The organism is Nonomuraea terrae, from assembly GCF_044465245.1.
In the GTDB taxonomy this organism is placed as follows: Bacteria; Actinomycetota; Actinomycetes; order Streptosporangiales; family Streptosporangiaceae; genus Nonomuraea; species Nonomuraea terrae.
The window spans coordinates 512,609-525,119 of record NZ_JBITLL010000006.1; the positions used below are offsets into that span (position 1 = coordinate 512,609).

Sequence of the window (12,511 nt, forward strand, 5' to 3'; positions counted from 1 at the left end):
AAGGCGTTTCCGTTTCTTGTGCGGTTCGGGTCAGTACCGGGCGAGGACCCGGTTGATCAACTCGGCGAGCCGGGTGACGGCGGGTGGGCGCAGCAGGCCGTAGTGGTCGGTGTCCAGCCCATGGATCTCCAGCGGACCTGCCAGGTGGCGGCCCCAGCCCAGGTCCGGCAGGTCCGGCGGGGTGTCGTCCACGCCCATGCCCACGCCGGAGTTGCGCACGGCCCGCCGTTCGGCCCGGACCAGCACGGTGGTGGCGGTGGCGTCCGCCAGCCGCCGGGGCGTGTGGGCGCCCAGGCCGCGCAGGTGGCGGGCGAAGACGGTGACCCGTTCCCGCGGGTCCTCGCCGCGGCCCAGCAGCCGGTGCTCCCGCAGCCGCGCCGCGACCGTCTCCCACCGCTGCTCGGCCGGCATCGCGAGCAGCGCCTCACGGCCCTCCCGCGTGCCGACGCCCAGGTCGAGCCCGAGGTACGCCTCGAACGCGCCCAGCTGCCGCACGGTCGCCTCGGCCATTTCGTCGCCGGGCAGCGGCGTGATGTAGGTCGGGTCGTTGGAGTCGAACATCAGCAGCAGCCCGACGGCGGCGCCGTCCTCATGGAGCTGACAGGCCACCTCCTGGCCGAGGCTGCCGCCCATCGACCACCCGCCGAGCAGATAGGGGCCGTGCGGGCGGTGCCGCCGGATCGCCTCCCCGTAGCGGCGGGCCAGGCCCGGCAGGTCGTCCGGGGCGGACGCGCCGGCCAGGCCGGGGTCGGTCAGCGCGACGATCGTGAAGCGCTCGTCCAGCAGCCGCGAGAGCTCGGCGTAACACAGGACGTCGCCGCCGGACGGGTGGATGAGGAACAGTGTCTGCTCGCCCGTTCCCTCCCGCATCGGCACGAGGACGTCGTCGTGGCCGTCGGACACGGTGGCGGGCTCGTCCCAGGCCGAGGGCTCGGTGGCCAGGCGGCGCACCCGGGCCGCGTACCCGGCGAACATCTCGTCCACCTCGGCGTCGGGCAGCAGCCCGGCGACGGCGTCCCACTGCAGCAGCAGCTCGTCGCGCTGCACCAGCACCTGGTGGTCCAGCCACGTCTGAGGGGTCTGGCTGAGGGCGTGGACCTGTTCGCCCACCCACTGCAGGTCGGGCCGGCCGCCGACGAGGTCCTCCAGGCCCAGAGCGCTGGTGAACACCACGGGCACGGACTCGGCGCGTCCCTGCCCGGAGGCGCGTTCGGCGAGGAGGTCCAGCGCCGAGTAGGCGCGGTGGTCGAGGTCGGAGAAGAGCCGGTGCTGCGCCCGCTCCACGTGCTCGGCGAACGTGCCGGGCTCGCGGCGGTCCACCTCGTGCAGGAGCAGCGAGGTGAAGTCCCCGACGACCTTCTCGACGTCGGCGTGGATCGGCGGGCGGTCGAACAGGGTGAGCGTGAGCGCGAAGTGCTCACCTCCCGACCACGTCGCCAGCGTCTCCGCATAGGCGGTCAGCAGGACGGCGGCCGGGGTGAGCCTGCGCCGGGCCGCCTCCCGCTTGAGCGCGTCCCACTGTCCGGCCGTCAGCCGCGCGGTGCGGCGAACGAAACGTGGAGCACCGTCGGGAACGGTGACGGGCAGTGGCGGAGGGCCGGGCAGCGTGTCCAGCCGCGCCCGCCAGTAGCCGGCGGCGCGCCGCCATTCGTCGCCCTGCCTGGCCTGCTCCAATGCGTGCACGCAGGCGGCGAAGTCGACGGCGGGCTCGGGCAGCGGGGCGCCGGGACGCTCGTAGTAATGGCGGACCTCCTGGTCGATGATCCAGTAGCTGCCGGCGTCGCAGATCAGCACGTCCACGCCGATGGACAGCCGGATCCGTCCCCCTGGCAGCCGGGCCGCCTGGATCTGCACCAGCGGCCAGCGGTCGGACGGGCCGGGATCACGGGAGATCCGCTCCCGCAGCCGGGCCAGCCGGTCGGCCGCGACCACCTCATCGGCTCCGCTCAGGTCGTGCACCCGGATCCGGTACGGAGGCACGTGGTCGAGCACCTTGAGGCGTCCCTGGCGGGTGACGATCGCGCGCAACATCGGGTGCCTGGCGATCACCTGTCGCCAGGCCCTCTCGTACCGGTCCAGGTCCAGGTCGGGGCAGTCGTACTCCAGGTAGAACTGGCAGGCGATGTCGCCCAGCGCGTAGCCACCCTCACGGCCCACCCAGTAGGCGTGCTGGACGCGGGTCATGGGGAACGTGCCGTCGGGATCGTCGTGTCGCGTCGTGACCTCGGCCTCGGTGGGCCGGGCCGGCTCGCGGCCGGTCAGCAGCCTGGCGAGCGCCCCGACCGTGGGGTTGGCGATCAGATCCCGCAGGCGCAGCTGCACCCCGTGGGATTCGCGCAGCAGGGCGAGAATGCGGGTGGCCAGCAGGGAGTGCCCGCCGAGGGCGAAGAAGTCGGCGTCCGCCGAGGTCACCGGCACGCCCAGCAGCTCCGTCCACAGGCCGGCCACCGCCTGCTCGGCGGGCGTGAGCGTGGTCTCCTGCCCGGGACCGACGGTCTGCCGCAAGGGCGGGGTGTAGGCGGCCTGGGTGACGCGTTCGCGCAGGTCGGTGGTGGACACGGCGACCACGGGCGGCCGGGTGCGGCGGCGGGCCAGGACGCGGTCCAGCGCCGCCATCCCGGTCTGCGCCCCGAGCGCGAACGCCAGCCGCACCGTCCGCTCGGTCCCGGCGGGGCCGACCTTCCACGCGTCCCACACCACGCTGACCCATCGGGTGGCTCCGGCTCGCGCTCCGGCTGCGGCTCCGGCTGCGGCTCCGGGTTCGGTTTCGGCGAGGGCGTCCAGGTAGCGGTTGGCCGCGCAGTACGGCCCCATGCCGATGCCGCCGACGAGGGTGCCCGCCGAGGACATCAGCACCACGTCGCGGGGCCTGTGCTCGACCGGCAGCCGCTCGACCGCCTCGCGCAACGCGAGCGCCCCCACGATCTTGGCGTGCACGTGCCCGGCGACCTGGCCGGGTCCGGTCGCGCGCAGCGGACGCAGGTCGGCGGTCGCCACAACCCCGGCCGCGTGCACGACCAGGTCGATCGGCCCTTCGGCCGACAGCTCCGCGAGGAGCGCGGCGGTGCCCTCGGCGTCGGCGGCGTCCAGCCGCCTGACCTCGATGGGCAGTTCCTCCTCGGCGAGCCTGCGCAGCGACGCGGCGCGTTCCGGAGCGGCGGCGGGCCGCTCGCTCCGGGAGGTGACCACCACGCGCATCCCCTTGCGGGCGAGATGGGCGGCGGTGGTGAGGCCGACGTCGCCGAGCCCGCCGATGATCAGCGCCGTCCCGGCGGTGCCCGTCTCCGCGGCGCGTACGGGCCGCCACGGGGCGATTCCCCGCACCCAGCGGTCCGCGCCGCGCAGGGCGGGTTCGGCTCCGGAGGTCCCGGTGGCGAGGAGGTCGGCCAGCTCGGCGGACACCGCCTCGGCCAGGTCGGTACGCTCGTCCACGTCCAGCACCCGCCAGCGCACGCCCGGCTGCTCCTGGGCGATGACCCTGGGCAGCGCGTGCAGCGCCGCGGCGGCGGGATCGGGCCGTTCGGCGCCGGTCACCCGTTGGGCTCCCCGCGTGACCTGGAGAAGCACCTCGGCGGACCGCTCGCCGGTGAAGAACCTCTCGGCCAGCCGGGCATGCGCCAGCACGCCTTCGGTCACCGTGTCGGGGTCGGCGTGGGGGGCGTGCGCCGGCACGCTTGCGGTCACCGTGTGGGGGTCGGCGTGGGGGGCGTGCGCCGGCACGCCGTCGGTCATCGCTTCCGGATTGGGGCCGCGGGCCTCCCACCGGCCGGCCAGGATCACCACGCCTGTCCATTCGGTGTCGGGATGCTCGTCCGCGCGGGCCGCGGGGACCGCCTCGGCACCGGCCGCCGACAACGACGCGACCACCGTGGCGACCGCGTCCTCGTCGTCACCGGCCACCGCCCACCGGCCTTCCAGCCCGGCCGCCGGATCCAGCGGGGCGACCTGCGTCCAGACCGGAATCTGCAGCGGCTCGTCCTCGTCGGGCTCCTGCGCCGCGGTGACGGATCGTGTGGGCTGCGCGGGCGGCTCGATCCACAACCGCCGCCGCTGGAACGCCTGGCCAGGCAGCGCGACCCGGCGGCGCCGGTGGTGCATCGCCGCGAAGCCGGGCTCCACGCCGTGCGTCCACAGCCGACCGGCCGTCTCGCGAAGGGCCGCCAGATCGCTGTCGTCCGGGTCGGTCGCGAGAGTGGTCAGCGCGGCCCGCAGCTCGGGCAGGCGGTGGGCTCGGGTCAGGGCCGCCAGTGTCCCGCCGGGTCCGACATGGAGGAGCACCACCGGCGCCCCCTCGCCCGTGTCCATGGCCGTGCGCAGCGCCTGGGAGAACCGCACCGGCTCACGAAGCTGGCGCACCCAGTGGCCGGCGGTGCCCAGCTCGGTGGTCACCCCTTCCCCTGTCAGCGTGCTGACCACGGGCACCGCGGGGGTCGCCGTGATCAGCCCCGCAGCGGCGGCCTCCAGCCGGGGCAGGGCCGGTTCGACGAGCCGCGAGTGCGCCGCTCCGTCGAACCGCAGCCGGGCCGGCTCGTAGCCGGCGTCCGTCAGCGTCTTCTCCAGCGCCGCCACGGCCGGCTCGGGGCCGGAGACCACGCACGTTCCCGGAGCGTTCAGCGCCGCCAGGTCGATGTCGGGATGCTCGCGCAGCAGCTCGCGGGTCTCGTCCTCGCCGAACGGCACGGAGAGCATGGCGCCGTCGCCGGCGGCTTCGGCCATGGCCAGGGAACGGACGGCGACGAGCCGTACCGCGTCCGGCAGCGGCAACGCTCCGGCGACCACGGCCGCGGTGTACTCGCCGAGACTGTGCCCGAGGACCACGTCGGGGCGCACACTCCAGGTGTCCAGCAGCCGCGCTGTGGCCAGCGAGACCGAGAACAGGGCCGGCAGCCCCGGCACCGGCCCGCGGACGCCGTCCTCCTCGCCACGGACGACCGCGCGGATGTCACGCCCCAGGTGGGCGTGGAACAGCTCGGCGCATTCGTCCACGCACGCGGCGAACGCCGGCTCGGCGTCGTACAGGGTGGCGCCCATGCCCGCGCGGGCGCTGCCGCCACCGGGAAAGGCGAACACGAGTTTCGGCGGCACGCCCGGCGCGGCGACCGGTGCCGCATCGCGCAGGGCCGCCGCGAGATTCCCGTCCTCGGCGATGACGCTGACCCGATGGGCCTGGTGGCGACGGCCCTGCTGCAGCGTGTACGCCAGGTCCGCCACCGGCACGGACGGAGCGCTCTCGGCCCAACCGGCCAGATCGGCCACGGTCCGCTCCAGGGCCTCGGGGGTGTGCGCCGACAGCACCACGGGGTGCGGCCGGCCATCGGCGGGTGGCGCGGGCCGCTCGGGTGCGGGCCCCACGACGACGTGGGCGTTGGTGCCGCCGATGCCGAACGAGCTGACCCCGGCGAGCTCCGGACCGTCCCAGCGGCGCGTACGGCTCACCACCTGGAAGGGCGACCCCGCCAGCCCCAGCAGCTCGTTGACGGGCTCCGCGTGCAGCGAGGCGGGCAGCGTGCCATGCCGGACCGCCAGCACCGTCTTGATGAACGACGCGATCCCGGCCGCGGAGTTGGTGTGGCCGAGGTTGCTCTTCACCGAGCCCAGCCCGCACCAGGCCGGGCCGGCGTCCCCGAACACCTGCCGCAGCGCGGCGACCTCGATCGGGTCGCCCAGCCGGGTGCCGGTGCCGTGCGCCTCGACGTAGCCGACCTGCCGGGGATCCACCCCGGCGACCGCCAGAGCCTCCGCGACGGCGCGGGCCTGCCCGCGCACCGACGGCGCGGTCAGCCCGGTCTTGTCCGATCCGTCGTTGTTGACGGCCGATCCGTGCACCACGGCGAGAACCGGGTCGCCGTCGTCCAGCGCGTCGCGCAGCCGCCGCAGCACGACCGCGCCGACGCCCTGGGTGTAGACGATTCCGGTGCCATGGGCGGAGAACGGGCGCACCTTGCCGTCCTCAGAGTAGATGCCGTCGGGGGTGGACAGGTATCCCCGGCCCTGCGGCACGATCATGGAGGCGCCGCCCGCCAGCGCCGTGTCGCACTCACCCGACAGCAGCGACTGCACGGCGAAGTGCACCGCGACCAGCGACGTCGAGCAGGCGGTGTTGACCGAGACCGCCGGGCCGGTCAGGTCCAGCCGGTAGGCCACCTGCGCGGGCAGGTAATCGGTCTGCGTGGAGATGGCCGTCTGGAGGCTGCCGCCGGGATCGGCGCCGCCGCCGGTGGGATCCCAGCGTCCGGTCAGATTCGCGGCCAGGTATGCGCTCTGCGCCGCTCCGGCGAACACCCCCACCGCTCCGGCGCTCCGGCCGCCGCCGTGCCCGGCCTGCTCCAGCGCCCGCCAGCAGATCTCCAGGAAGAGCCGCTGCTGCGGATCCATCAGCGCGGCCTCCGCGTCGGTGAGACCGAACGGCGCGGGGTCGAACAGGTCCTGCCCGTCGATCAGCCCGGCCACCGGCACGTACGCGGGGTCGCGGCGCAGTCTGCCGGGCACCCCGCGCGTGGCCAGCTCCTCGTCGGTGAGCCGGGTCAGCCCTTCGCGCTCTTCGACCAGCAGCCGCCACAGCGCGTCGGCGTCCGGCGCGCCGGGGAAACGGCAGGCCAGGCCCGTTACGGCGACCAGGTCGTCATGGGGGTTCATCGGGTGGTCTCCTCGGCCTTGAGCCGTGCCAGGCGCCTGGACTGAGCCCGTCGGGCGGTGGTGTCCACGCTTGCGGCCTCGGCATCCGCCGGCACGGGCGGTGCCGATGGCGGGCTTTCCGCGCGGCGTTCGGTGATGTGCAGGGCGAGCTGCCGGATCGTGGGGTGGTTGAACAGGTCCACGACGGTCAGCCGCGGATCGAGCAGCTCGGTCAGCCTCACGTGGGCGCGGACCAGGGTCAGTGACGTGGCCCCGAGCCGGAAGAACGGCACAGTCGGATCAAGGTCAACGCCGTCGACCAGCTCGCTCAGCACCCGGCTCACCACCCGCTCGACCTCGGCGTCGGGCCGTGCCGTGCCCGGTGACGCGGGCCCGGCCTCGGCGTCGGGCTCCGCCATGCCCGCCCTGCCGGCCGGGATCGCCTCAGGCGCGGGCAGCACCGGCAGCTCGATGAGGGCGCCGTCGGCGGCGAGGCGCTCGCCGAGCGTCAGGCCACCGCCCGCCGCGCGCAGACGTTCGGCCCAGCCACCGGCCGTGGCCATGGCGCGGGCCGGTGGCAGCGCCCCCGCGGCGATCCTCAGAGTGATCTCCAGGCCGTCCTCGACCGCCTCCCGGATCAACGCGGCGAGGTCCGCCTGAGGAGCCGCCGGATCGGGCTTCGGCACGGGCGCGGGCGGAGCGGCCACCTGCCGTTGGTAGGGGTTCGGCAGTGCCTTGTAGTCGATCTTGCCGTTGTCGGTGATGGGGAACCCGTCCATGAGCACGAACCGGCTCGGCACCATGTAGTCGGGCAGGCGCTCGCGCAGTCGGGCGACGAGCTCCTCGTCGGCGGGCGGCCGTCCGGGGTCGTCCGCGACCACGTACGCCACCAGCCGAGGCCGGTCGTCCGGGCCGGTCACCGACAGCGCCACCGCGTGCTGGACGCCCGGCACACGGCGCAGCGCTGACTCCACCTCGCCGAGCTCGATCCGATGCCCGCGGACCTTGACCTGCCGGTCCATGCGGCCCATGAACTCGATGGTGCCGTCGTAGCGCCAGCGTCCCAGGTCACCCGTGCGGTACAGGCGCCGGCGCAGGATCGGATCGGTGACGAAACGCGTCGTCGTCTGGGGTTCGTCGCCGATGTAACCGCGGGCCAGCCCGTCGCCGCCGATGTGCAGCTCGCCGGGCCGTCCCACCGGGCACGGGCGCCCCTGGCCGTCGAGGATGAGGAAGCTCTGACCGGGCAGCGCCCGGCCGTACGGGATGCTCGTCCAGGAGGGCGACACCTCGCCGATCGGGTAGCAGATCGACCAGATCGACGCCTCCGTGGCGCCGCCGAGGCTGATCACCTGGGCCTCCGGCGCCATGGCACGGATGCGATCGGGCAGCGTGACCGGGATCCAGTCACCCGACAGCAGGACGAGCCGGAGAGAGGCGAGCGCCCCGCGGGCCCGGTCCTGGTCGATCTCGGCGTACTCGACGAGCATCTCCATCAGCGCCGGGGCGGTGTTCCACACTGTCACCCGGTGACGTTCCATGAGGTCGAGCCAGTGGCCGGGGTCGCGCTGGCGGGCGAGGTCGGGCAGGACGAGCGCGGCGCCGGCGCCCATCATCCCGAAGAAGTCGTGGACGGACAGGTCGAAGCTGAAGGCCGACAGCGCCAGGACGCGGTCTTCAGGACCGACAGGAAACCGGTCGATCATCGCGTCGATCGTCGTGCGCGCCGCGCGATGCTCGATAGCCACGCCCTTGGGCCGCCCGGTCGACCCGGACGTGAAGATCACATAGGCGAGGTCGTCCGCGCCGGGCCTGCGGGCGGCTCCCGTCCGCTCCTTCTTCTCCAGGTCAGGCAGCCGGTGCACGTTCACCGTGCCGGGCCAGGCGGGCCCGCCCTCACCCGGTACGACCGCGTGGCGGATGCCGGCCTGCTCGCAGACGGAGGCGATGCGGCTCTCCGGCCACGACGGTTCGACCGGCACGTATCCCGCGCCGCTCGCGCAGACGCCGAGCAGGGCGACCACCTGATCGACGCTCTGCGGGAAGGCGACCGCGACGAGATCGCCGGGGCCGGCGCCCAGGGCGGCCAGCGCGGAGCCGATCCGTTCCGTACGTTCTGCCAGTTCGCCGTGGGTGAGGCCGCCACCCGTGGCCAGCAAGGCTTGCCTGTCAGGCATGGCGCGGGCCGCGGCGCGCAGCGGATCGGTCAGGAGCGGCCCCACGTCCGTGCGGCCGTGCAGCGGTTCGTCGGCGAGGAACGACGGATCCCAGCCGAGCCCGGGATCGTGCCAGGCACCGGGGTCGGTGGCCAGCCTGCGCAGCAGCAGGTGATGCGCGTCCCGCATGCCGTCCACGAACCCGTCGGGGAACAGCCCGTCGACGGCGTCCCAGCAGATGCGCAGCCTGTCGTCCTCGTCGTGGACGATGTGGTCGAGGGCCACCTGAGGGGTCTGGGAGACACCGAAGACCTCCTCGCCCAGCCACCCCGTGGGGGAGCGCTCCGGCGCCAGGCCGATCCCACTGGTGAAGACCACCGGATGCGTGGGGGTGAGGCCGGCGGGTGTCGCGGCCTCGCGCAGCACCTCGATGCCCGAGACGGAACGGTGCTCCAGGTCGGTCCAGAAGCGGCGGTTGACCTGGGCCGCGAAGTCCTCGAATCCGTTCCGGCGCACCAGGTCGGGCTGGGGAAGCTCGACGAGCATCGTGGTGGTGAAGTCGCCGACCACCTGCGTCAGCTCGGGATCGTCGGGGCGGTCGAACAGCGTGGTGTTCAGGCAGAACGCCTCGTCGGCGCCCCAACGGGCCAGCACCAGCCCGAAGGCGGCAAGCAGCACGCCCGTCGGGCTCAGTCCGCGCCGGGCCGCCTGCTCCTTCAGCGCCCGCCACTCCGCGCTGTCCAGCTCGGCATGACTGCGGGTGAATCGGTGGGCGCGCACCTGGGCCGGATCCTGCGCCAAGGGCAGGCGCGGCCCGGGTGGCAGCGAGGGCGCCCGTTCCCTCCAGTACTCCAGGTCGCGCTCCCGGCGCCGCGCCTGCTCTGGATCGGCCTGCCGGCGGCGGACGACCTCCGCGAAGGTCGCCGGGACAGGGGGCAACACGGTGTCCGGATCGGCGACGAGCCGCCCCCATTCGGACACGATTTGCATCCAGCCCGTCATGTCCAGGGCAAGGATGTCGGTTCCGAAGAAGATCCGGGTGCGGCCGTTCGGAAGGAAAGCCGCCCGTATATCGAAAAGTGGCCACTTGTCGGTGGGACGCACCTGGTGGGAGCATGCGTACCGCAACTGGCGGGCCCGCTCCTGTGCCTCGTCAGGGGCGGCGTCCCGCAGGTCCTCGACGGTGATCTCGTACGGGTCGACCTCAGGCAGGATGTGCTGCCGGCCCTGCCGATCGACGATCATCCGCAGCATGGGATGGCGCCGCACCAGCCGGTCCCATGCCTCCGCCAGCCGCGCCAGGTCGGCTTCCGGACTGTCGGGACCGGTTTCCCGGTCGTACTCCCGGTAGTAGAACGTCGCGACGCCGCCCAGCGGGAACGCCGGATCCCTGCCGATCCAGTAGGCGGTCTGCAGCGGTGTGAGCGGAAAACCCTCTTCTCCGGCGGCGGGTGTGGGGTCGGGTACGCCCGCCGCGACGGTCCGGACCGTCGCGGCTCCGAGGAAAGCCGTCATCGGCAGGTCCAGACCGAGGTCGCGTAGCCGCCGGCGCAGCCGGACGGCCGTGAACGACTCCAGCCCCATGACGGTCAGCGCGGTGTCGGCGGCCACCTCCGAGGTCGGCAGTCCGAGTACCTCGGCGACGAGATCCGTGACGTCTTCGATGGATACAGGCGAAGAGGGCGGCGCTTCGCGCATGAGTCTCCTTCAGATTGACGCACAAAACAGGCAAGACCATCACAATTGCGTGCGTATGATAATCATTATCATAATCTTCCGCATGATCCCATAGCACGTGATCACAGATCACTGGAGATGTGGGTCCAGCCGGCAGGTGCTCACACACCGGCCGTCACTGTCATGAGCCGCCGTGCATGAAGGCGAGCGCGGACGGCGCCCGGCGGTTGCTGTCGTCCGCGGCTTTGCTGGGCGTGGACGGCACGTCCGGCGGTGACGATGCGTTCCATCTGGGCGATGAGCGCCGGCAGCGGGAAGGCGACGCGGCCCATGCCCTCGTCGGCGCTGTTGACCGGTCGTTCTCAACGGGCCGGCGGCTGACGGTCTTCCCCGGTCGCGTCGCCCTGAGCCGCGGCGATGCCACCCTACGGAGAGGAACCACCATGGCCCTGTTCACACCCGATGACACGGCGCTCCTGCTCATCGATCACCAGCTCGGCACCATGAGCTGGATACGCTCAGCCGACCAGGAGGAGGTCAAGGCCAACGCGCTCGCGCTGGCCAAGGCCGCGGTGGCGCTGGACATGCCGCTGATCCTGACCACCTCGCTGGAGGACCACGCGCAGGGGCCGCTCCTGCCGGAGTTCGCCGAGATCGCTTCCAAGGAATACGAAAGCCGCATCCAGCGCGTCGGCGTGGTCAACGCCATGGACGACCCCGCGTTCGCGACCGCGGTGAGGGCGGCCGGCCGCCCCAACCTCGTCATCGCCGGAGCGACCAACGACGTCTGCACCGTCCATCCCACCTTGACCGCGCTCCAGCAGGGGTATCGCGTGCAGGTCGTCGCCGACGCCGGCGGATCCATGAGCAAGTCGGCCGACGAGATCGCGCTGCGCCGCATGGACAAGGCCGGCGCCGGCATCGCCTCGACCAACATGCTCCTTACCGAACTGGCTGCCAACTGGGCCTCGCCCGCCGGTCAGAAGCTCATCCCCATCGTCGCCGACCTCATCCCGGCCTCATGAGCACGCCGTACGACCCGGTTCCCGACGGGTTCGAGCACGCCACCGTCACGGCCGACGGCGTGGACCTGCACGCGGTGATCGGCGGCTCGGGAGCACCGCTGCTCCTGCTGCACGGCCGGCCCCAGACCTGGCGGGCCTGGCGGCACGTCATGCCGGTCCTCGCCGAACAGGGATACCGGATCATCGCCCCCGATCTGCGCGGCCTCGGCGACAGCACCCGCGCCCCCGGTGGCTACGACAAGGACACCCAGGCCGAGGACCTGCGCCCCCTGCCGCACCGACTCTGGACCGGACCGAGCACGCCTTCCTGACCTGGTGGTTCAACCGGCCGGCGCAAGTCACCGCCGCGTTCCCACCGCAGGAGATCGCGGCCTCCCACACCGGACGGGAGGCCCTGCGCGCGGGCTTCGGCCATTACCGCAAGGACAGCGGACTCCTGACGAACGTCCCGAAGAATTCGCCCGGGAACTGATCTCTTTCCTGGATTGAGGGAGAACTCTCATGAGCGTTCCGTATCTGGCCCAGCCCGAACAGCAGCAGAAGCTGGAATGGCTGGGCCGCAGCACCTTCTCCGTCCTGCTGGACGCCGCCGCCACCGGCGGGCAACTCACCGTCGGACGGTTCGACGCCCCCAAGGGGGAGGCTCCGCCGTTCCACACGCACACCCGGGAAGACGAAGTCTTCATGCTGATCAAGGGCACCGCCCTGGTCTGGGTCGGTGAGCAGGAGCTGGAGCTGTCCGAGGGCGGCATCGTCTACCTGCCCCGCAGCATCCCGCACGGCTACCGCATCACCTCCGAGCGGGCCGACCTGCTGCTGATCGCCACGCCCGCCGGCATCGAGGACATGTTCCGCCAGGGCGGACGCGACCTGTCCACCCTCAGGCCCGAGGGCTTCGAGATCTCCACGGAGGTCCTGGCCGCGGCGGCCGACGCTCACGGCCAGATCATCGTCGGCCCGCCCCGATGAAACCGCCGATCGAGTCCAGGATGCGGCCAGGCCCACCAGCCAGAGCCGGCCCACCCCCTGGCCTGAGGA

Annotated in this window: 5 protein-coding genes; 3 read left to right on the forward strand and 2 right to left on the reverse strand. The window is 73.0% G+C overall.

Annotation, left to right across the window (positions count from 1 at the left end; translation table 11 throughout):
- Positions 1 to 30 precede the first annotated feature (30 nt).
- Together ACIBP6_RS31800 and ACIBP6_RS31805 are read right to left on the reverse strand one after the other, a co-directional pair.
- The gene (locus ACIBP6_RS31800) at positions 31 to 6,636 is read right to left on the reverse strand and encodes an SDR family NAD(P)-dependent oxidoreductase (protein ID WP_397057530.1); all 6,606 of its coding nucleotides are present in this window, start codon (positions 6,634 to 6,636) and stop codon (positions 31 to 33) included.
- Positions 6,633 to 10,469: an amino acid adenylation domain-containing protein gene (locus tag ACIBP6_RS31805; RefSeq protein ID WP_397057531.1), complete on the reverse strand. Its 3,837-nt coding sequence runs from the start codon at positions 10,467 to 10,469 to the stop codon at positions 6,633 to 6,635. The genes ACIBP6_RS31800 and ACIBP6_RS31805 overlap by 4 nt, the downstream gene beginning before the upstream one ends.
- A 176-nt stretch (positions 10,470 to 10,645) precedes the next feature.
- Here ACIBP6_RS31805 and ACIBP6_RS31810 point away from each other — a divergent pair, with 176 nt between their 5' ends.
- From ACIBP6_RS31810 to ACIBP6_RS31820, 3 genes are all read left to right on the forward strand, one after another.
- Positions 10,646 to 11,473, forward strand: a complete 828-nt coding sequence (locus tag ACIBP6_RS31810; RefSeq protein ID WP_397057532.1) for an isochorismatase family protein — start codon at positions 10,646 to 10,648, stop codon at positions 11,471 to 11,473.
- The gene (locus tag ACIBP6_RS31815) at positions 11,470 to 11,784 is read left to right on the forward strand and encodes an alpha/beta fold hydrolase (RefSeq protein ID WP_397057533.1); all 315 of its coding nucleotides are present in this window, start codon (positions 11,470 to 11,472) and stop codon (positions 11,782 to 11,784) included. Before ACIBP6_RS31810 ends, ACIBP6_RS31815 begins: the two co-directional genes overlap by 4 nt.
- 190 nt (positions 11,785 to 11,974) lie before the next feature.
- Positions 11,975 to 12,442, forward strand: coding sequence for a cupin domain-containing protein (locus ACIBP6_RS31820; RefSeq protein WP_397057534.1), 468 nt, complete (start codon positions 11,975 to 11,977; stop codon positions 12,440 to 12,442).
- Positions 12,443 to 12,511 lie beyond the last annotated feature (69 nt).

What these genes read in the sequence shown, in the direction of transcription:
- ACIBP6_RS31810 (WP_397057532.1), top strand. Translation starts at nt 10,646, where the DNA reads ATGAAGGCGAGCGCGGACGGCGCCCGGCGGTTGCTGTCGTCCGCGGCT.
- ACIBP6_RS31805 (WP_397057531.1), bottom strand. Translation starts at nt 10,469, where the DNA reads ATGCGCGAAGCGCCGCCCTCTTCGCCTGTATCCATCGAAGACGTCACG.
- ACIBP6_RS31815 (WP_397057533.1), top strand. Translation starts at nt 11,470, where the DNA reads ATGAGCACGCCGTACGACCCGGTTCCCGACGGGTTCGAGCACGCCACC.
- ACIBP6_RS31820 (WP_397057534.1), top strand. Translation starts at nt 11,975, where the DNA reads ATGAGCGTTCCGTATCTGGCCCAGCCCGAACAGCAGCAGAAGCTGGAA.
- ACIBP6_RS31800 (WP_397057530.1), bottom strand. Translation starts at nt 6,636, where the DNA reads ATGAACCCCCATGACGACCTGGTCGCCGTAACGGGCCTGGCCTGCCGT.